Source organism: Cupriavidus sp. 22TCCZM04-2, from assembly GCF_057798895.1.
In genome coordinates this window covers 55,157-75,212 of the sequence record NZ_JBYOJS010000026.1, presented here as the reverse complement: position 1 = coordinate 75,212, position 20,056 = coordinate 55,157, and the positions used below count along the sequence as shown (strand labels likewise).

Here is a 20,056-nt window from a genome sequence, read left to right as displayed (position 1 = left end):
CGAAAATCCAGTCACGTTTTGCTGTGCGAGCACTGTATAACTTGTGAAGCTCCGAAGTCCGAAAACTTCGTGCGTCCGCTACCCAGCGCCCACACTTATCGGTTGTTTGGTTGTTAAAGAGCTTCGCCGCCGGCTTTGCCGCTCAGCGCGCTGCGTTGTTTGCAGCAGAGAAACGAGATTATGTAGCACTTTCTTCGTTTCGTCAACCAGGTCAGCAATCTTTTTTGCTCCGTTCGTCGCGCCAACTTCGCGCCGCCGAACCACCCGATCAACCCCGCAACCCTTGCTACGTCTGCTTTGCAGCGCCGCGTTGTGTTGCGAGGGGGCGAATATTAGGGGGGATTTCCGGAGCTTGCAACCACCTTTGTCACGAGCGCACCGCAACCCGCCCCCACCTTCAGACCCAAACCATTGATCAATAAGGAAATATCGGGTTTTCCCTGAGATCGCGAAACTGAATACCCAATGAAAACCATCGGGTATTCGCCTATCAACTTATCAGCGATGCTTGAAAGCCGGGCTGCGTTTCTCGACGAAAGCCGCCATCCCTTCCTTCTGGTCTTCGCTGGCAAACGTCGAATGGAACAGCCGGCGCTCGAAGCGCACGCCTTCCGCCAGCGTGGTTTCGTAGGCCGCGTTGATCGACTCCTTGATCATCATGACCACCGGCAACGAGAAGCCGGCGATGGCTTCCGCCGCCGACAGGGCCTCGTCCATGAGCTTGTCGGCCGGCACCACGCGCGACACCAGGCCAGCGCGTTCGGCCTCAGCGGCATCCATCATGCGGGCGGTCAGGCACAGGTCCATGGCCTTGGCCTTGGACACCGCGCGCGGCATGCGCTGCGTGCCGCCCGCACCCGGCATGGTACCGAGCTTGACTTCCGGCTGGCCAAAGCGCGCGTTTTCGGCAGCGATGATGATGTCGCACATCATGGCGAGCTCGGAACCGCCACCGAGCGCATAGCCCGCTACGGCAGCAATGACCGGCTTGCGGATGGTGCGGATGGTTTCCCAGTTACGGGTGATGTAGTCGCCCTTGTACACATCCATGAACGAATACTTGGACATCATGCCGATATCGGCGCCGGCGGCGAAAGCCTTCTCGCTGCCGGTAATAACGATGGCGCCGATGCCTTCATCCTTGTCGAAAGCCGTCAGCGCGGCGCCCAGTTCGTCCATCAGCGCGTCATTGAGCGCGTTCAGGGCTTTGGGGCGGTTCAGCGTGACCAGTCCAACCCGGCCGCGCGTTTCCACCAGGATGTTTTCGTACGACATGTCTTCTCCTTTGTCTGCAAAAGAACCAGATGTTGATCCGGCAGCAAGTCTGCCACGTTACCCGATTGTGTTGCAGCCGATTGCGCCGCGGAGCTGAGATCCTCCCGGCTCGAAATGAGCTCGTGCGCGGCGCTGACGACCTGGTCCACCCGGACGTCCTCGATCCGCGTGCCCGTCAATGGCTTGACGATACGCATGCACTCGCCGTCCCCGGCCGGGCCCGTCACGTGCGACAGCGTCGGCCCGAAGATTGCGATGACCGGCGTGCGGAATGCCGCCGCGACGTGTGTGGGCCCCGTATCCGTGCCGATCAACAAAGCCGAGTCAGCGATCAACGCCATCATTTCGGGCAACGAAGTTTTCCCACAGAGATTCAAGACATCGGGAAACTTCGCCGCGATCTGTGCGACATGCTCCGCTTCCGCCGGCGTTCCAATCAGCACGGGCCGATGGTCGGGAAAGAATCGCGACCAGCCGTCCAGCAAGCCGATCCATCGCTCCACCGGCCACAGGCGCGTATTGGCCCGCTTGTGATAGAACGAACTGTTCCCGGTATGCAGGCAGATACAAGGCGTTTCCAGGCCAAAGCGTGCGCGGATATCAATGTCCGGCCTTCGCAGCGAAGGCATGGCACGACCGGCGATATGGTCTGGGGTGCAATAGGCCAGCAGGCGCTGGACCACCTTGGTCCTGTGGGTGTCTGGCGGATCCACTTCATGGCGCACCTTATAGACCTTGACCTTGCGGGCAACCGGGAAGCACCAGCCCAGGCTGGGGAAGAAGTCCGTCCGGTTGATGGTCAGGTCCAATATCAGGTGATACGGATAACGAAGCAGCGCCCGCGAAAGGATCAGCCACTTGTGCGGATTCACCAACAACGGAAGCTTGGGACCACCGCGCAGTATGAGGACGCGCGAAATGCGGGGGTCGTGCTCGAACAGATCGCCAGACCGGTGCTTCAGCAGCAGGTCGATCTCCAGATCGTTGCCATAGGTTTCCCTCAAGGCGTCGATGGATGCGCTGGCCCACACGACATCACCCAGGCCGCCAATGCAAAGAACCAGTGCCCGCCGCCTAGATTTCCCGTCAGCCAATTTCGTTTTTTGCAACATTGACTCCCCAGCTTCCGCAATCTTGTTGGCCGATATATCCGGCAGCTCGCCGACCCGGGGGCGCCGAGTCTTTCAACTTTGTTCGGATATAAAGACAGGCGAAATATACTTTGGTTGCCTGCAAATGATTTATTCCAACAGTGATTTTTTGATCACTCGACGGAAAGACAATGTAACTTACAAGATACATCGCTGTTAACGGGCGGCCGGCCGCCAGCCTTCAACCATAGGCGACGAAGGCGGATAGGAAGACATTGCGTCCTCCTGAAGGGGCAAACGATGAGGGCGTATCGCATGAAGTTCTCTCATGCGATGCCCACCACCGGATCAGAGCATGTGAGCCAGGAATTCCCGTGTGCGGGCGTGGCTCGGCGCGCCGAATACCTGCTCGGGCGGCCCTTCCTCGAGGATCCTGCCCTCGTCCATAAACACCACATGATTGGCGACTTCGCGTGCGAAGCCCATCTCGTGCGTGACGACCAGCATGGTCATATGCTCGTCCGCGAGCTGTCGCATGGTACGAAGGACTTCTCCGGTCAACTCCGGATCGAGCGCCGACGTCGGCTCGTCGAACAGCATGATGTCGGGTTCCATCGCCAGTGCCCGCGCGATGGCCACGCGCTGCTTCTGTCCGCCAGATAGCCGCGCCGGATAGTTGTCCCGCTTGGCCAGGAGGCCAACCTTGCGCAGCAGTTCCTCCGCCTTGGGAATCGCGGCATCGCGCGACAAACCCTTGACGGTCATCGGTGCTTCGATGATGTTCTGCAGCACCGTCATGTGCGGGAACAGGTTGAAGGACTGGAACACCATGCCCATCTTGCGGCAGATGCGGCGAATTTCCGCATCCGGCACGTATTTGGCGGCGCCGTCGGACCCCGTGGCCGCCAGCGCCCCGCCTTCGATTTCAATATTGCCGCTGTCGATCACCTCGAGATGGTTGAGGCAGCGCAGCAAGGTGCTCTTGCCCGAGCCGGAGGGGCCGATCACCGCAGTGACGTCACCCTTGCGCAAAGTCAGGGAGACTCCGTGCAGAACCCGCAGCGGCCCGAACGCCTTGACGATGTCCCGGGCCGCGACCATGACACCAGGTGCGCGGCTGGAATCGGTTTCGGCGCGATCAGTCATCATGTTTGGCATAGCGTTTCTCGAGGTGCTGGAAGAGCCAGGTCAGGATCAGCGTCATCACCAGATAGAAGAGCGCGGCGACCAGGAAAGGCGTGGTGGTGAAATCGCGCTGCACGATGCCGCGCGCGGTGCGCAGGATATCGTTGAGCGCCAGGACATAGATCAGCGACGTGTCCTTGATCAGCGTGATGGTCTCGTTGCTGACCGGCGGCAGGACGCGGCTGACCATCTGCGGCAGCACGACGCGCCGCATGGTCTGGAAGTAGGTCATGCCCAGCGCCTTGCTGGCTTCATACTGGCCGCGGTCGACCGATTTGATCCCGGCGCGGAAGATCTCCGCGAAATAGGCCGCGTAGTTCAACGCGAATGCCACCACGGCAGAGGGAAAGTCTGGCAGGCGCACGCCAACGACCGGCACGAACGGCAGCGCGAAATAGATGAACAGCATCTGCAGCATCAGCGGCGTGCCGCGCATCAGCCAGATATAGCCGTTGACGAGGCCACTCAGCAGCGGCCATTTCGAGATGCGGGCCAGCGCCAGCGCGAGGCCCAGCGGTACAGAAAGAGCCAGCGTGATGAAGAACAGTGTGAGGGTGACTTTCGCACCCTGCGCCAAAGGCGACAGAAGGGATAAGACGTAATCCATGCTTGCGCGGATGGAATGGGTTCGGGTCGGGGCGGCGGGCCGTGAATACCGAGCCGCCCCCGGACCGCGATAAGGCGCGACGCCGCGCCAACGCAGCGCAGGACGTCGCGAAAGGTCGGGATTACTTGGTGATGTCGGCGCCGAACCACTTCGTGGCGATGCGGGCGGCCGTGCCGTCTTCCTTCATCGAACCGAGGGTCTTGTCGAGCTTGCCAAGCAGCTCCGCGTCGTCCTTGCGCACGCCAACGCCGTAGTCTTCGGTGCCGAAGTTCTCGTCCAGCACGCGGTATTCGCCGGCGCGCTTGCTGATGAGGTAGCGGCCCACCACTTCGTCCACCACGATGGCGTCGAGGCGGCCGGTCGACAGGTCCATCAAGGCCGTCACGTTATCGCCGAAGGTCTTGAGTTCCTTCAGGCTGGCCGCGACCGCGGCTTCCTTCTTGATGGCATCCACCGCGCTGCTGCCGTCCTGCGCGCCGACGATGCGGCCGGCCAGGTCGGCCTTGGTCTTCACCGGCGACTTGATCCCGACAATGATGATCTGGTGGTTCGTCATGTAGGGAGCGGTAAAGCTGATGTTCTGCTTGCGCTCTTCCGTGATGGTCAGGCCGTTCCATAGGACGTCCACGCGCTTGCCATTGAGCTCTGCTTCCTTCGCGCTCCAGTCGATCGGCTTGAATTTAACCGTCATGCCGAGGCGGTGGCTCGCCTCCTTCGCCATGTCGATATCGAAGCCGACGAGTTCGTTGTTGCTGTCGCGAAAGCCCATCGGCGGGAAGTTGTCGTCGAGGCCGACGATGATCCTGGTGGCCGCAGCCGGTGCCGGCTCCGTATTGGCGGCGGGGGCCGATTCCTTCTTGCCGCACGCGCCAAGCAGCGCGACGGTCGAAATCAGGAGTAGTGCAGCGAACTTCTTCATGGAGGTATCCAATGCGAATAGACAGGCACACCGGCGTCCGGGTAAGGAGACCGACGGGTTTCAGGTTATTGTTTGCAGCGGGATTATAGAGCGACACCCTCCGCCAGCATTGCGAGGGGCGCCGGCAATCGCGCAAAGCCTGTCGCGCCGCGACCGATAAGGCACTGGGGCAAGACAACCCGACTCAGATTTTTGGTGCTAACATTCACCGACCGTCCGGTCGGTTAATTAAAAACCGCATGGCAACAATATAAAGGCAGGAGACAACAATGCCCCCGATGTCCGCGCCCGCTGGCCAGCCGGCCAGCCTGGACTCCGGCCCGGTCTTGCTGGCATGGCAAGGCAATGTGGCCGTCATCACCCTGAACCGCCCCGACAAGCTGAACAGCTTCACCCGCGAGATGCACGGAGCGTTCCAGCAGGCGCTCGACCACGTGGAGGCAGGCGGCGCCCGCGCGCTGCTGCTGACCGGCGCCGGCCGCGGCTTCTGCGCTGGTCAGGATCTTGCCGACCTGGATTTCACGCCGGGCAAGATGACAGACCTGGGCACACTGATCGACAGCTATTTCAATCCGCTCGTGCGCCGCTTGCAGGCCCTGCCCCTGCCGGTGGTCGCCGCCGTGAACGGCACCGCCGCGGGCGCCGGCGCTAACCTGGCGCTGGCCTGCGACATAGTGCTGGCGGCGCGCTCGGCCAGTTTCATCCAGGCCTTCGTCAAGATCGGGCTGGTGCCCGATTCCGGCGGCACCTGGCTGCTGCCCAAGCGGATCGGCATGGCACGCGCCATGGGCCTGGCCATGACCGGCGACAAGCTCACGGCCGAAGAGGCCGAGCGATGGGGCCTGGTCTGGGACATCATGGACGATCCCCTGCTGCAAGAGCAGGCGCTGGCGCTCGCCACGCATCTCGCGGCCCAGCCCACGCGCGCGCTCGCGGCAATCAAGCGTGCCATGTATGCCAGCGGCACCTCGACGCTGGATACGCAGCTCGATCTGGAGCGGGACCTGCAGCGCGAGCTGGGGCAATCCGCCGATTATGCGGAAGGCGTCAATGCCTTCCTGGAAAAGCGCGCACCCAGGTTCACCGGCCGCTGACCGGCAGGCGCCATCCGGCGCCGGCCCACCGAGAGACAGGAGATCCGCTTGACCAAGAATCCGCAGGCACTTGCCGAGGCGGCCGCCGCCGCCATGTACGAAGCCGATACCTGCAGCCGCTGGCTGGGCATCGTGGTGCAGGAAGTACGGCCCGGCTACGCCCGCCTGACCATGCCGGTGCGTCCGGAATTCCTCAATGGGCACGGCATCTGCCACGGCGGCCTGATGTTTACACTGGCTGACTCCAGCTTCGCTTTCGCGTGCAATAGCCACAATATCAACACGGTGGCAGCGGGTTGCAGCATCGAGTTCCTGAAGCCCGTGCACGGCGGCGATGTGCTGACGGCCGAGGCCGCGGAGCAGACCCTGTCCGGTCGGCACGGCATCTACGATATCCGCGTGACCAATGCGGCCGGCGAAGCCGTGGCGATGTTCCGTGGCAAGTCGGCGCAGATCAAGGGACACGTGGTACCGCCGGACAGCGTCGCCTGAAGCCTGGCCGGGCATGCAGACAATGTCATCGACAAGAACGCCCCCCTTGCAGGAGACGAGATGAGTACGCGCCTGACCGATCTTCCGCTCGAGCCCATCGAGACCGCCAGCCGCGCCGAACTGCAGGCGCTGCAGCTCGAACGCCTGAAGTGGTCGCTGCATCATGCCTACGAGCATTCACCGGTCTACCGCCGCAAGTTCGACGAGGCCGGCGTGCATCCGGACCAGGTCCAGACGCTGGCGGACCTGGCGCGCTTCCCGTTCACGAGCAAGCAGGACCTGCGCGACAATTACCCGTTCGGCATGTTCGCCGTGCCGCAGGACCGCGTGGCGCGCGTGCATGCCTCGTCGGGCACCACGGGCAAGCCGACGGTGGTCGGCTATACGCTCAAGGACATCGATACCTGGGCCACCGTGATGGCGCGATCGATCCGCGCGGCCGGCGCCCGGCGCGGCGACAAGGTCCACATCAGCTACGGCTATGGCTTGTTCACCGGCGGCCTCGGAGCGCACTACGGCGTGGAAAAGGCCGGCCTCACGGCAATCCCGTTCGGTGGCGGGCAGACCGAGCGGCAGGTGCAGCTGATCCTGGATTTCAAGCCTGAGATCATCATGGTCACGCCCAGCTACATGCTGGCGATCGCCGACGAATTCGAGCGCCAGGGCATCGACCCGGCCACGACCTCGCTGCGCGTAGGGATCTTCGGCGCCGAGCCGTGGACGCCGGAAATGCGGCTAGCGATCGAAAAGCGCATGAACATTTCGGCGGTGGACATCTACGGCCTGTCCGAGGTGATGGGCCCGGGCGTTGCCAATGAATGTGCCGAGACCAAGGACGGCCCGACCATCTGGGAAGACCACTTCTACCCCGAGATCATCGACCCGGATACCGGCGCGGTGCTGCCCGATGGTGAGTTCGGTGAACTGGTATTCACCTCGCTGACGAAGGAAGCGATGCCGGTGGTCCGCTACCGCACCCGCGACCTGACCCGGCTGCTGCCGGGCACGGCGCGAGTGGCGTTCCGACGCATGGAAAAGGTAACCGGCCGCACCGACGACATGATGATCGTACGCGGCGTGAACGTGTTCCCGTCGCAGATCGAGGAGCTGATTCTGAAGCGCCCCGAACTGGCGCCGCACTACCAGTGTGTGCTGACGCGAGAGGGTCCGATGGACACGCTGACGGTGCGCGTGGAGTGCGCCCATGGCAACGAACCGGCGACGGCGCAGGCCGCGCGCGAGGCACTGGCCCACGATATCAAGGCGTATATCGGCGTAAGCGCCGGCATCGAGGTGCTGCCTGCCGGCGGCATCGAGCGCTCGGTCGGCAAGGCAAGGCGAATCGTCGACCAGCGCCCGCGCTAGGCACTGCGGCCGCGGGCGTCAGCTGCGCGGCATCAGCACCCACATCCTGCCGCCCTGCTTCATGCGGCCGGCGGTCTCGCCCGCCGCATCGCCGGCACCCCAGAAGAAATCCGCGCGCACGCCGCCCTTGATGGCGCTGCCGGTATCCTGCGCGAACATCAGCCGCTCGATCGGTTCGGTCGACAGCGGACGCGTGGTCGACAGGAACACCGGAACGCCCAGCGGGATGGTGGCCGGATCGACCGCGATCGAGCGCTCCGCCGTCAGCGGCACGCCCAGCGCGCCGACCGGACCGTCATTGGTCGGCGGCAGTTCGCGGAAGAACACGAAACGCGGATTCACGTTGAGCATCTCTTCGACGCGCGACGGATTGGCACGCGCCCACGCCTTGATGCCTTGCATGGTCGCCTGCGCCGGCGTGATCTCGCCGCGGTCGAGCAGCCATTTGCCGAACGAGCGGAACGGCTGGTCGTTGGTGCCGCCAAAGCCCACGCGCATCAGGGTGCCGTTGGGCAGCCGGATACGGCCAGAACCCTGGATCTGCAGGAAAGCGGCCTCCACTGCGTCGTCCACCCACACCAGTTCGTTGCCGCGCATGGACGGGTTCTGCAGCAGCTCGGCCCGCGCGGGCAGCGGCCGGCCGGCCATCTGCGCCGGCTTGCGGTACAGCGGAATCTGGAACTGGCCCTGGCGCGTGCGCGAACCGTGCAGGATGGGTTCGTAGTAGCCGGTGATCAGGCCGCTGTCGGAGCCGTCGCCGTTGATGACGCGGAACGGCTGGAAATTGGTTTCGAAGTAGGCGCGCATGGCGACGAGATCGCCGGCGTCGACCATCAGGCCCGCGGCGCAGGCGCGGCCCCATTCGGCGCGCTTCTTCAGCGCCTGGCAGCTGGCTTGCAGCGCCGGCCACGCGGCGCGCATGTCATCCTGGCTCCAGCCGTTGATTTCGTTCCAGTTCGCGGCCTGCAATCGGCCCTTCTGCGTGCCCGGGGTCGGGGCCGTCGTGCCGGGCGTGCCGCCGGTCTCGATGCGCGGCGGCGGCCCGCTCATGCAGCCGGCCAGCAGCGCGGCGCCAGCGGCCAGAGCGGCCCAGCCGCGCCGCGGCATGCTGGCTTGGGGCCTGTCCTTCGGTCGCGGGTACGCGGAATAGAAATGCGGAATTGCCATCTTGTCAGTTCGTAATGTCCAGCGCCGCCGCGCATGCATCGGGGCCGATGCCCTACAATGCCCGGCGTCAATCGTCACCGTTGCGGCGCCCGTAAAGGTCCCCGCCGTCCCGATCATGTCCGAGTACCTTGAAGCCCACCCGATGCTGTTGTTCGCGGCTGAAGCCGGCGTGGCGCTGTTGCTGCTGATCTTCATCGTGGTCTGGACCATGGGCACGGCGAAGAAGAACCCGCGCCCATCCCGTGCCCCCGCCGACCACCCGTCGCGCCAGGGCCAGGACCAGAACCGAAAGCCGGCGCAGGATCAGGACAGCCAGCCGCGCCAGTAGGTTCCCGGCGCGGGCCGCTGCGGTTCAGTGCAGCATGCGCGGCAGCACCAGCGCGAATTCGGGAATCGGCACCTCGAAGCGGTGGCCGTCCTCGGCCACGCAGAAATACTCGCCCTTCATCGAGCCCACCGGCGTCGAGATGGTGGCCCAGCTGGTGTACTCGAAATGCTCGCCCGGCTTGAGCAGCGGCTGGTGGCCGACCACGCCCAGGCCCGCGACTTCCTGCGAGGCATTGTCGCTGTCGGTAATGATCCAGTGGCGCGAGATCAGCTGCGCGGCGACTTCGCCGGTATTGTGGATCGTGATGGTGTAGGCGAAGGCATGGCGCCCGCGTTCGGCGTCGGACTGGTCAGGCAGGTACTGGGTACGTACCGCCACGGAAAAAGCGTACTCGCTCATTTGTCTGCGGAATCCGGCTCAAGGGTAGGCGCATTGTGCGGCAAGGCTCCGGTAGCGGCAAGTGCGAAGCCAGGCTCGGCCTCGTAGCGCCGACAGGCGTAAAATACGCGCCATTCGCCGGCCGGCAGTCCCCGGATCGCCCCGTGGGAACTCCATTTGAGCCTACCCCGCCCGATTCCGCCGCGCCGCCACCCTACTGTCCCCATTTTTTTGCCCGCCGCCATGAGCACGCCCACCTTCCGCATCGCCCCGTCCATCCTGTCCGCCGACTTTGCCCGCCTGGGCGAGGAAGTCCGCCGCGTGACCGAGGCCGGCGCAGACTGGATCCACTTCGACGTGATGGACAACCACTACGTCCCGAACCTGACGGTGGGCCCGCTGGTATGCGAGGCCATCCGCCCGCACGTGACCGCTCCGATCGACGTGCACCTGATGGTGCGCCCGGTGGACCGCATCATCCCGGACTTCGCCAAGGCCGGTGCCAATATCATCACCTTTCACCCGGAAGCCAGCGAGCACGTGGACCGCTCGCTTGCACTGATCCGCGACAACGGCTGCCAGGCCGGCCTGGTGTTCAACCCGGCCACGCCGCTGCACCACCTGGACCACGTGATGGACCGCCTCGACGTGATCCTGCTGATGTCCGTCAACCCGGGCTTCGGCGGCCAGTCGTTCATCCCCGAGACGCTGAACAAGCTGCGCGCGGTGCGCCAGCGCATCGACGCCTACACCGCGCGCACCGGCCGCAAGATCCTGCTGGAGGTGGATGGCGGCGTGAAGGTCGACAACATCGCGGAGATCGCCGCCGCCGGCGCCGACACCTTCGTGGCCGGCTCGGCCGTGTTCGGCAAGCCCGATGCGGACGGCGGCTACCGCGGCATCATTTCCGCGCTGCGCGCCGAGCTGGCCAAGGCCGGCCAATGAGCGCGGGCATGACGCTGCGCCGCACCGACTGGGGCGGCATCGAAGGCGTGATCGTCGACCTGGACGGCACCATGGTCGACACCGCGGGCGATTTCCACGCCTCGATCAACGCCATGCTGCTCGCGCTGGCGCGCCTGCACCCCAACCTGGGGCCGGTGGCGCCGATGTCCGAACGGGACATCGTCAGCTTCGTCGGCAAGGGGTCGGAAAACCTGATCCGGCGCGTGCTCGATGCACGCTTTGCCCCGCTGCACGCCAACGGTCTGTTCGCCGAGGCCTATGCGCTCTACGACCGCGAGTACATCCGCATCAACGGCCAGTTCTCGCAGGTCTACCCGGGCGTGCGCGAGGGGCTGGCGGCGCTGAAGGCGGCCGGGCTGCGCATGGCCTGCGTGACCAACAAGCCTTACAGCTTCACCGAGCCGCTGCTGGCCAAGACCGGCCTCGCGAAGTATTTCGAGCTGGTCTACGGCGGCGACGCGTTCCCGCTGCGCAAGCCCGACCCGTACCCGCTAATCAAGGTCGCCGAGATTTTCCACCTCGATCCGTCGGCCATGCTGGCGATCGGCGACTCGGAAAACGACGCGCAGGCAGCCCGCGCGGCGGGCATGGGCGTGCTGCTGATGCCCTACGGCTACAACCATGGCAACCCTGTACAAGCCGTCGACGCCGATGGTATAGTCGATTCCATTGCCCGCGTGGCAGAGCTTCTTTCTGCACACGAAACGCGCTGATATCCGGTACTTCAAGCCGGCGGCGCCTGGCAATCAGACTTTCATAGCCCTGAACACCTCAATGTTCTTCAACCGCAAACGCATCTCTTCTGGCAGTGATCGGCAGGCTTGGCCCTGGCGTCGCTGGCGCGCCTCCCAACAGGCGTAAAGTGCGTTCGCGAGTCCGCTGAAGGCCTTCGTACCGAAGGCTCTTCGCAACCGGCCCGGGTGCCGGCATCCTTACCAGGATCCCTCTTCACTCCCCAGCCAGCAAGCGTAGCCCCATGTGCTACGTTTAGCTCAAGAACGCGCCACACGCCGCCCCGGCCGTGTGCGGTCTTGTCCGCAGTCTTCCCGCACCACGGTTCCCTATCCGGAGCTGGCCTTGTGCCGTCTCCCGCCCGAATTGCCGACACCGCGGCGCCGCGCCACCCTGATAACGCCGCGCGCCGCAAACGAGGATCGACATGACCGAACTGGAATTCAAATCGCTGGCCGACCAGGGCTACAACCGCATCCCGCTGATCGCCGAGGCCTTTGCCGACCTGGAAACGCCGCTGTCGCTGTACCTGAAGCTGGCCCAGTCGCAGACGCGCGGCGTCAACACCTTCCTGCTGGAATCGGTAGTTGGGGGCGAACGCTTCGGACGCTATTCGTTTATCGGCCTGCATGCCCGCACGCTGCTGCGCTCCTACGGCAACCGCGCCGAGGTCGTGACCGACGGCAAGGTGGTGGAGACACACGAAGGCAACCCGCTGGATTTCATCGCCGAGTTCGAAAGCCGCTTCAAGGTGGCGCTGCGCCCCGGCCTGCCGCGCTTCTGCGGCGGCCTGGCGGGCTACTTCGGCTACGACGCGGTGCGCTATATCGAGAAGAAGCTGGCCGAGACGAAGAAGGACGATGACCTTGGCCTGCCCGACATCCAGCTGCTGCTGTGCGAGGAACTGGCGGTCATTGACAACCTGTCGGGCAAGCTCTACCTGATCGTCTACGCCGACCCGACCACGCCAGAGGCCTACCCGCGCGCGCGCCAGCGCTTGCGCGAGCTGCGCATGAAGCTGCGCCAGCCGGTCGACGTGCCGGTGACGAGCCCGTCCGTGCAGACCGATGTCTACCGCGAATTCGACAAGGCCGATTACCTCGCCGCCGTGCACAAGGCCAAGGAATACATCATGGCCGGCGACATGATGCAGGTGCAGATCGGCCAGCGCCTGACCAAGCCGTACCGCGACGCGCCGCTGTCGCTGTACCGCGCGCTGCGTTCGCTGAACCCATCGCCGTATATGTATTTCTACAACTTCGGCGATTTCCAGATCGTGGGCGCCTCGCCGGAGATCCTGGTGCGCCAGGAATCCCGCAAGGTCGGCACCAACGGCGATACCCGCAACGAGCATATCGTCACCATCCGCCCGCTGGCCGGCACGCGCCCGCGCGGCAATACGCCCGAGAAAGACGCCCAGCTCGCCACCGAACTGCTCAACGACCCGAAGGAGATCGCCGAGCACGTGATGCTGATCGACCTGGCGCGCAACGATATCGGCCGCATTGCCGAAACCGGCACGGTCAAGGTCACCGACAAGATGGTGATCGAGAAGTACTCGCACGTGCAGCACATCGTCAGTTCGGTCGAAGGCACCCTGCGCCCCGGCATGAGCAACCTGGACGTGCTGCGCGCGACCTTCCCTGCCGGCACGCTGTCGGGCGCGCCCAAGGTGCGCGCGATGGAAATCATCGACGAACTGGAGCCGCGCAAGCGCGGCATCTACGGCGGCGCGGTGGGCTACCTGTCGTTCGGCGGCGAGATGGACCTGGCGATCGCCATCCGCACGGGCATCGTCAAGGACGGCAACCTCTATGTGCAGGCCGCGGCCGGCATCGTTGCCGATTCGGACCCCGAAGCCGAATGGAGGGAAACCGAAGCCAAGGCGCGCGCCGTGATCCGCGCCGCCGAGCAGGTCCAGGATGGCCTGGACTCCGACATCTGAACCGAGAAAGATTGGGAGACATAGCCATGCTGCTGATGATCGACAACTACGATTCGTTTACCTACAACCTGGTGCAGTACTTCGGCGAACTCGGCGAGGACGTGCGCACCTATCGCAACGACGAAATCACGCTCGAAGAGATCGAGGCGCTCAGGCCCGACCACATCTGCGTGTCGCCCGGCCCGTGCAGCCCGAAGGAAGCCGGCATCTCGGTGGCCGTGCTGCAGCACTTCGCGGGCAAGGTGCCGCTGCTCGGCGTGTGCCTGGGCCACCAGGCAATCGGCGAGGCCTTCGGCGGCAAGGTGATCCGCGCCAAGCAGGTCATGCACGGCAAGGTCAGCACCATCGAGACCACCCAGGAAGGCGTGTTCGCCGGCCTGCCCAAACACTTCGACGTGACGCGCTATCATTCGCTGGCGATCGAGCGCGAAACCCTGCCCGATTGCCTGGAAGTGACCGCCTGGACGCCTGACGGCGAAATCATGGGCGTGCGCCACAAGACGCTGGCCGTCGAGGGCGTGCAGTTCCATCCCGAGTCGATTCTTTCCGAGCATGGCCATGCGCTCCTGGCCAACTTCGTGAAGACGACGCGATGAGGCTGCTCGAGACCCCAACGCCGTCCGTTTCCATCGCGCCGAGCGCCACAACAACGACCGAGACCGCCATGACCATCACCGCCCAGGAAGCGCTGACCCGCTGCATCGAACACCGCGAGATCTTCCACGACGAGATGCTGCACCTGATGCGCCAGATCATGCAGGCGCAGATCTCGCCGGTGATGGCCGCGGCGATCCTGACCGGCCTGCGCGTGAAGAAGGAAACCATCGGCGAGATCTCGGCCGCCGCGCAGGTGATGCGCGAATTCGCCAACAAGGTCGACGTGGCGGACCGCGAGAATTTCGTCGATATCGTCGGCACCGGCGGCGACGGTTCGCATACGTTCAATATCTCGACGGCCTCGATGTTCGTCGCGGCCGCTGCCGGCGCGAAGATCGCCAAGCACGGCAACCGCGGCGTGAGTTCCAAGTCGGGCAGCGCCGACGTGCTGGAAGCGCTCGGCGTGAACATCATGCTGACGTCGGAACAGGTCGGCGAGTGCATCGCGCAGACCGGCATCGGTTTCATGTTTGCCCCGACCCATCACCCGGCCATGAAGAACGTGGCGCCGATCCGCAAGGAAATGGGTGTGCGCACCATCTTCAATATCCTCGGCCCGCTGACCAACCCGGCCGACGCGCCGAATATCCTGATGGGCGTGTTCCACCCGGATCTCGTCGGCATCCAGGTGCGCGTGATGCAGCGCCTCGGCGCGAAGCACGCGCTGGTGGTCTACGGCAAGGACGGCATGGATGAAGTATCGCTTGGCGCCGCCACGCTGGTCGGCGAACTGAAGGACGGCGAAGTGCGCGAGTACGAGATCCATCCGGAAGACTTCGGCCTGTCGATGGTTTCAAACCGTGGCCTGAAGGTGGCCGACGCGATCGAGTCCAAGGAGATGCTGCTGGAAGCGCTCCGCAACGTGCCCGGCACGCCGCGCGAGATCGTCTCGCTCAACGCGGGCACGGCCCTGTATGCCGCCAATGTGGCCGACTCCATCGAAGACGGCATCCGCCGCGCGCGCGAAGCCATCGCCAGCGGTGCCGCGCGCGAGAAGCTCGACCACTTCGTGCGTGCCACGCAGCAGTTTAAGTAAGCGCCTGTCGTCCCCGCGAAAGCGGGGACCCAGTGACTTTTGCTTTGGCCACAGAGCAAAAGTCACTGGACTCCCGCTTTCGCGGGAGCGACGGAGCGAGAGTTACATATGTCCGACATCCTGCAAAAGATCATGGCCGTCAAGGCCGACGAAGTCGCTGCTGCCCGCAAGAAGCGCGACCTGCCCAGCCTGCGCGCCGAGGCCGAGAGCCTGCGCCACGAAGCCGGCTTCGCCCCGCGCGGCTTCGAACGCGCGCTGCGCGAGAAGATCGCCGCCGGCCACGCCGGCGTGATCGCCGAGGTCAAGAAGGCCTCGCCGTCCAAGGGCGTGCTGCGCGAGAACTTCGTGCCCGAGGCGATTGCCGAGAGCTACGCCAGCCACGGCGCCGCCTGCCTGTCGGTGCTGACAGACGTGAATTTCTTCCAGGGCCACGCAGACTACCTGAAACGCGCGCGCGGCGCCTGCCCGCTGCCAGCGCTGCGCAAGGACTTCATGCTCGACCTGTACCAGGTCTATGAAGCGCGCACCTGGGGCGCGGACTGCATCCTGCTGATTGTCTCGGCACTGGACCCGGGCCTGATGGCCGAACTGGAGGCGTGCGCGCACGAGCTTGGCATGGACGTGCTGGTGGAAGTCCACGGCGGCGACGAACTTGACCGCGCGCTGCGCCTGAAGACGCCGCTGCTCGGCGTGAACAACCGCAACCTGCGCACCTTCGAAGTCTCGCTCGACAACACGCTGGAATTGCTGCCGCGCATGCCCGCGGATCGCCTCGTGGTAACGGAATCGGGCATCCTCGGTCCGGACGACGTGAAGCGCATGCGCGATGCCGATGTCCACGCCTTCCTGGTCGGCGAAGTGTTCATGCGCGCGCCGGACCCGGGCGTCGAACTGGCGCGGCTGTTCGCGTAAGCCAGCGGCAATGGCACAGGAAATCGAACTCAAGCTTGCAGTACCTGACGCCAGTCTGGCCCCTGTGGCTGCCTGGCTCGACGCCAATGGCGAGGCGAAGGGCGAGCTCACGCTGCTGAACGTCTACCTCGACACGCCCGAACGCGACCTGGCCCGCGCGCGCGCCGCGCTGCGCCTGCGCCGCAAGGGCGCCCAGTGGCTGCAGACGCTGAAGACCGCGGGGCAGAGCCAGGCGGGCCTGGCCAGCCGGCACGAGTGGGAAACCGAGGTGGCGGGCGAGGCCATCGAGCTGCAGCGGCTGCCGGACGAAGCGCGGGCGCTGCTGGTACCCCTGGCCGATCGCCTTGCACCAGTCTTTCGCACCGACTTTGCGCGCCGTACCTGGATCGTGGAACAGGACGGCGCACGGATCGAGGCCGCGCTCGACAGCGGCGCCATCACCGCACCGGCCACGCACGCGCAGGAACGCATCCAGGAACTGGAGCTGGAATGGCTGTCAGGCGATGAAAGCCGGGCCGCCGACGCGCTGCGCGCATTGGGCGCACGCCTGCAAGCCATTGCCGCGCTGACGCCGTCCGATCTCAGCAAGGCCGCGCGCGGCTACCGGCTGGCCGGTGTCGCCAACGCCTGATACTTTCCGACTCACTGCGATTCCGCCTCCCTCCGTACGCATGCAAGCTGATCTGTTCGCCCCAGAGACCGACACCGCAACGCCGCGTGCCGCTGCCACCGCCGGACTGCAAGCCCAGGCTGACGCCCTGCCTGCTGCCTGGCGCGATTTGCTGGCGCCATGCCTGACCGCACCGGCGTGGCAGGAACTGGCCGGCTTCGTCGACGGCGAGCGCTCGGCCGGCAAGCCGGTCTTTCCGCACGAGGTCTTCCATGCGCTGCACCTGACGCCGCCCGAAGCGGTCAAGGTCGTCATCCTTGGGCAGGACCCGTACCACGGCACCGGCGTAGTCGGCGGCGTGGAACTGCCACAGGCGCATGGCCTGGCCTTCTCGGTACCGGATGGCGTGAAGGTGCCGCCGAGCCTGCGCAATATCTTCAAGGAAATCGCGGCCGAGTATGGCGACAGCCCGGCGCCGCGCGCGTCCGGCAATCTGGAAGGCTGGGCACGCCAGGGCGTGCTGCTGCTGAACACCGTGCTGACCGTGGAGCAGGGCCAGGCCGCCAGCCATGCGCGGCGCGGCTGGGAAGCGGTGACAGACTGCCTGATCCATGCGCTGGCCGAAAGCCGTCCGAACCTCGTGTTCCTGCTGTGGGGAAGCCACGCGCAGGCCAAGAAGCCACTGCTGACGGGCAGCCACTGCGTGCTCGAAGCCCCGCACCCGTCGCCGCTATCGGCGCACCGCGGCTTTTTGGGCTGCGGGCATTTCCGCGAAGCCAATCGCTGGCTGGAAGCGCACGGGCGTGCGCCGATCGACTGGCTGACGGCCTGAGCGCCGCATCTTCCTGACAGGCTCAATTCGGCTCATATGCGCATCATCCGAAATCTTCGCGATGCATCATAAGCTGAAGATATCGCCACGCGTGTTCCTGGACACGCGCGCGGGGCCAGTGGCCGATGCCGCGCCGTCACCGGCCAGGCGTTCCCTGCCGGACGAGCGCCCGATGAAAGACGCGCTCAGCATCGATAAACCGCCGCGGCAAGCCGTGCCTAAACCGTCGGCCGCAGATCAAAATCCTCGAACCTTCCCTGCCCCGGCTCCACGTCAACGCGCGTGACCTGCGAGGCCGGCGGACCAGCCTCCATCCAGTCGCGCAGCGCCTCCAGTTGCAACACCGTGCCGGCGGCCATGACTTCGACGGTGCCGTCGGTCCGGTTGCGCACCCAGCCCTTGAGCCCCAGCGAAATGGCCGCCTGCGCGCAGCCCGCGCGGTAGCCCACGCCCTGCACGCGCCCATGCGCCGTCATGTGCCAGGTTTCCATGGCATCTTCCTCCTTGACCGCGTGCCGGCGGCCCCGCTACACCGGCATGTCATCCACAAGACGTAAACTAGACGGCTGTCCCAGGCGTTACCAGAGAATGCACGCCGCAAGACGTGATGCTGCCGGCACCCAGCCATCAGCCAGGTCCCTTCCATGGGCCGCCCCTTCCGCGCCGGTCACCGCCATGCCGGCTGCGCCAGCCCACCAAGCGCCATGATGCAGCAATCCGCCAACGACAACCCGGCCACGCCCGCACCCGGCTATGACAGCCAGCTGCTGACCGCGCCGCCCAACCGCTTCGACTTCGCGCTGCTGCCGATCCTCCTGGCGATCATCGTCATGGTGGCGTTCGCCGCACAGCAGATGAATGTGCCGTTCGTGCCCGGCGAGCCGATGACGGTGCACCTCGACATCGCCTACCTGCCCTACTACCTGATGCGCACCAGCATCCGCATGCTGGCCGCCCTGGCGGCGTCGCTGGTGTTCTCGCTCGGCTTCGCGGCGCTGGCGTCGAAGAATCGCACGGCCGAGAAGGTGCTGGTGCCCGCGCTGGATATCCTGCAATCGATCCCGGTGCTAGGCTTCCTCTCGATCACGGTGACCGGCTTCATCGCGCTGTTCCCGGGCAACCTGATCGGCGTGGAGTGCGCGGCGATCTTTGCGATCTTCACCTCGCAGGCCTGGAACATGGCCTTCAGCCTGTATCAGTCGTTTCGCACCATCCCCGGCGACCTGCTCGAGGCGGCGGCCATGTTCCGCCTGTCGCCGTGGCAGCGCTTCTGGCGGCTGGAAGTGCCGTTCGCCATGCCGGGCCTGCTGTGGAACATGATGATGTCGATGTCCGGCGGCTGGTTCTTCGTGGTGGCGTCGGAAGCCATCTCGGTGTCCGGCCACGACATCCGGCTGCCAGGGATCGGCTCCTATATCGCGCTGGCCATCCAGCAGCAGGACCTGGCCGCAATCGGCTGGGCCATCGTGGCCATGCTGGTCGGCATCCTGGTGTATGACCAACTGCTGTTCCGCCCGCTGGTGGCATGGGCCGACCGCTTCCGCTTCGAGACGCTGGCCCAGGACAAGGAGCCCGAGTCGTGGCTGCTGGACCTGCTGCGCCGCTCGGAATGGGTGCGGGCCTTGCTGGTTCGCACCGCGGCGCTGGCCGAGCGCACGCTGGCCTGGGGCGCGCGCCGGCAGCGCGCGGCGCCCGCCGAACCCGATCCGCGCCGCGCGCAATGGCGCGAGCGCGCCGGCAATGCCGTGATCCTGCTGGTGGCGCTGGCCGCGCTGGGCCGCGTGATGTACTTCGTGCACAGCGAAGTGGGCCTGGCCGAGGTCGCCCATGTGGTGTGGCTGGGCACGCTGACCATGGTGCGGGTGATCCTGCTGATCGCGCTGGCGGCGGTAATCTGGGTGCCGATCGGCATCCGTATCGGCCTGAACCCGTCGGTGGCCCGCATTGCGCAGCCCGTGGCGCAGTTCCTGGCGGCCTTCCCCGCCAACCTGATGTTCCCGCTGGTGGTCATGCTGATCGTGCGCTTTGGCCTGAATCCGGAAATCTGGCTCAGCCCGCTGCTGATCTTCGGCACGCAGTGGTACATCCTGTTCAATGTGGTGGCCGGCGCCTCGGGCATCCCGACCGAACTGAAGCTGGCGGCGCGCAATTTCGGCCTGCGCGGCTGGCTGCTGTGGAAGCGCTTCCTCATCCCCGCGGTGTTCCCGAGCCTGCTGACCGGGCTGGTGACGGCGGCCGGCGGTTCGTGGAATGCCAGCATCGTGGCGGAATATGTGACCTGGGGCGACCGCACGCTGGTCGCCACGGGGCTTGGCAGCTATATCGCCGAAACCACCGCGCGCGGCGATTTCCCGCGCATCGCGCTGGGCATCGGCGTGATGGCGCTGTTCGTGGTCGGCTTCAACCGGCTGCTGTGGAACCGCCTGTATCAACTCGCGCAGGAGCGCACCCGCTTGTAAGGCAAC

Annotated in this window: 21 protein-coding genes; 13 read left to right on the top strand and 8 right to left on the bottom strand. The window is 65.3% G+C overall.

Features of this window, described 5'->3' with window-relative positions:
• Positions 1-498 precede the first annotated feature (498 nt).
• The 5 genes from AC3FKG_RS27135 to AC3FKG_RS27115 all read right to left on the bottom strand — a co-directional run bounded on the left by AC3FKG_RS27135 (position 499) and on the right by AC3FKG_RS27115 (position 5,077).
• Positions 499-1,275 (bottom strand): enoyl-CoA hydratase, encoded by a 777-nt coding sequence (locus AC3FKG_RS27135; RefSeq protein ID WP_488744621.1) that lies wholly within the window; start codon positions 1,273-1,275, stop codon positions 499-501.
• The gene (locus AC3FKG_RS27130) at positions 1,218-2,387 is read right to left on the bottom strand and encodes a glycosyltransferase family 9 protein (protein ID WP_488744620.1); all 1,170 of its coding nucleotides are present in this window, start codon (positions 2,385-2,387) and stop codon (positions 1,218-1,220) included. The genes AC3FKG_RS27135 and AC3FKG_RS27130 overlap by 58 nt, the downstream gene beginning before the upstream one ends.
• Positions 2,388-2,714: 327 nt before the next feature.
• Positions 2,715-3,467, bottom strand: coding sequence for an amino acid ABC transporter ATP-binding protein (locus AC3FKG_RS27125; protein ID WP_488744623.1), 753 nt, complete (start codon positions 3,465-3,467; stop codon positions 2,715-2,717).
• A gap of 37 nt (positions 3,468-3,504) precedes the next feature.
• Positions 3,505-4,158, bottom strand: coding sequence for an amino acid ABC transporter permease (locus AC3FKG_RS27120; protein WP_483709466.1), 654 nt, complete (start codon positions 4,156-4,158; stop codon positions 3,505-3,507).
• Positions 4,159-4,279: 121 nt separating this feature from the next.
• Complete coding sequence (locus tag AC3FKG_RS27115) at positions 4,280-5,077, bottom strand: amino acid ABC transporter substrate-binding protein (protein WP_488744619.1); 798 nt, start codon at positions 5,075-5,077, stop codon at positions 4,280-4,282.
• A gap of 269 nt (positions 5,078-5,346) precedes the next feature.
• On the opposite strand from AC3FKG_RS27115, the gene paaG reads away from it, so the two are divergent.
• The 3 genes from paaG to paaK are packed head-to-tail and all read left to right on the top strand — an operon-like array spanning position 5,347 to position 8,028.
• The gene (paaG, locus tag AC3FKG_RS27110) at positions 5,347-6,171 is read left to right on the top strand and encodes a 2-(1,2-epoxy-1,2-dihydrophenyl)acetyl-CoA isomerase PaaG (protein WP_488744618.1); all 825 of its coding nucleotides are present in this window, start codon (positions 5,347-5,349) and stop codon (positions 6,169-6,171) included.
• A 48-nt stretch (positions 6,172-6,219) separates the two neighbouring features.
• A complete protein-coding gene (gene paaI, locus AC3FKG_RS27105; protein ID WP_483709469.1) occupies positions 6,220-6,663 on the top strand; it encodes a hydroxyphenylacetyl-CoA thioesterase PaaI in 444 nt (147 codons plus the stop codon).
• A gap of 60 nt (positions 6,664-6,723) precedes the next feature.
• Positions 6,724-8,028 (top strand): phenylacetate--CoA ligase PaaK, encoded by a 1,305-nt coding sequence (gene paaK, locus AC3FKG_RS27100; RefSeq protein WP_488744617.1) that lies wholly within the window; start codon positions 6,724-6,726, stop codon positions 8,026-8,028.
• 18 nt (positions 8,029-8,046) lie between these two features.
• Here the strand turns inward: paaK and mltA are convergent, their stop codons facing one another.
• Positions 8,047-9,135, bottom strand: a complete 1,089-nt coding sequence (gene mltA / locus AC3FKG_RS27095; RefSeq protein ID WP_483711547.1) for a murein transglycosylase A — start codon at positions 9,133-9,135, stop codon at positions 8,047-8,049.
• Positions 9,136-9,310: 175 nt separating this feature from the next.
• On the opposite strand from mltA, the gene AC3FKG_RS27090 reads away from it, so the two are divergent.
• Positions 9,311-9,523, top strand: coding sequence for a hypothetical protein (locus AC3FKG_RS27090; protein ID WP_488744616.1), 213 nt, complete (start codon positions 9,311-9,313; stop codon positions 9,521-9,523).
• A 24-nt stretch (positions 9,524-9,547) separates the two neighbouring features.
• On the opposite strand, the gene apaG is transcribed toward AC3FKG_RS27090, so the two are convergent.
• The gene (gene apaG, locus AC3FKG_RS27085; RefSeq protein ID WP_483709472.1) at positions 9,548-9,922 is read right to left on the bottom strand and encodes a Co2+/Mg2+ efflux protein ApaG; all 375 of its coding nucleotides are present in this window, start codon (positions 9,920-9,922) and stop codon (positions 9,548-9,550) included.
• Positions 9,923-10,144: 222 nt separating this feature from the next.
• Between apaG and rpe the strand changes: the two genes are divergently transcribed.
• From rpe to AC3FKG_RS27045, 8 genes are all read left to right on the top strand, one after another.
• On the top strand, positions 10,145-10,846 hold the full coding sequence (gene rpe / locus AC3FKG_RS27080) for a ribulose-phosphate 3-epimerase (protein ID WP_483709473.1): 702 nt from the start codon (positions 10,145-10,147) through the stop codon (positions 10,844-10,846).
• Entirely contained in the window at positions 10,843-11,580 is a 738-nt protein-coding gene (gph, locus tag AC3FKG_RS27075) for a phosphoglycolate phosphatase (protein ID WP_488744615.1), read from the top strand. The genes rpe and gph overlap by 4 nt, the downstream gene beginning before the upstream one ends.
• 446 nt (positions 11,581-12,026) lie before the next feature.
• Positions 12,027-13,544: an anthranilate synthase component I gene (trpE, locus tag AC3FKG_RS27070; protein WP_488744614.1), complete on the top strand. Its 1,518-nt coding sequence runs from the start codon at positions 12,027-12,029 to the stop codon at positions 13,542-13,544.
• Positions 13,545-13,570: 26 nt separating this feature from the next.
• Positions 13,571-14,140, top strand: coding sequence for an aminodeoxychorismate/anthranilate synthase component II (locus tag AC3FKG_RS27065; protein ID WP_483709477.1), 570 nt, complete (start codon positions 13,571-13,573; stop codon positions 14,138-14,140).
• Between the two features lie 68 nt (positions 14,141-14,208).
• The gene (gene trpD / locus AC3FKG_RS27060; protein ID WP_483709478.1) at positions 14,209-15,237 is read left to right on the top strand and encodes an anthranilate phosphoribosyltransferase; all 1,029 of its coding nucleotides are present in this window, start codon (positions 14,209-14,211) and stop codon (positions 15,235-15,237) included.
• 108 nt (positions 15,238-15,345) lie between these two features.
• Positions 15,346-16,149, top strand: coding sequence for an indole-3-glycerol phosphate synthase TrpC (trpC, locus tag AC3FKG_RS27055; RefSeq protein ID WP_488744613.1), 804 nt, complete (start codon positions 15,346-15,348; stop codon positions 16,147-16,149).
• 10 nt (positions 16,150-16,159) lie between these two features.
• Positions 16,160-16,780 carry a CYTH domain-containing protein gene (locus AC3FKG_RS27050; RefSeq protein ID WP_483709481.1) on the top strand — a complete coding sequence of 207 codons (621 nt, stop codon included), beginning with the start codon at positions 16,160-16,162 and terminating at the stop codon, positions 16,778-16,780.
• 40 nt (positions 16,781-16,820) lie between these two features.
• Positions 16,821-17,591, top strand: a complete 771-nt coding sequence (locus tag AC3FKG_RS27045; RefSeq protein WP_483709483.1) for a uracil-DNA glycosylase — start codon at positions 16,821-16,823, stop codon at positions 17,589-17,591.
• Between the two features lie 218 nt (positions 17,592-17,809).
• Here AC3FKG_RS27045 and AC3FKG_RS27040 read toward each other — a convergent pair whose 3' ends face one another.
• On the bottom strand, positions 17,810-18,082 hold the full coding sequence (locus AC3FKG_RS27040) for an acylphosphatase (protein WP_483709485.1): 273 nt from the start codon (positions 18,080-18,082) through the stop codon (positions 17,810-17,812).
• A gap of 213 nt (positions 18,083-18,295) precedes the next feature.
• On the opposite strand from AC3FKG_RS27040, the gene AC3FKG_RS27035 reads away from it, so the two are divergent.
• Positions 18,296-20,050, top strand: coding sequence for an ABC transporter permease (locus AC3FKG_RS27035; RefSeq protein ID WP_488744612.1), 1,755 nt, complete (start codon positions 18,296-18,298; stop codon positions 20,048-20,050).
• The last annotated feature ends 6 nt before the right edge of the window (positions 20,051-20,056 follow it).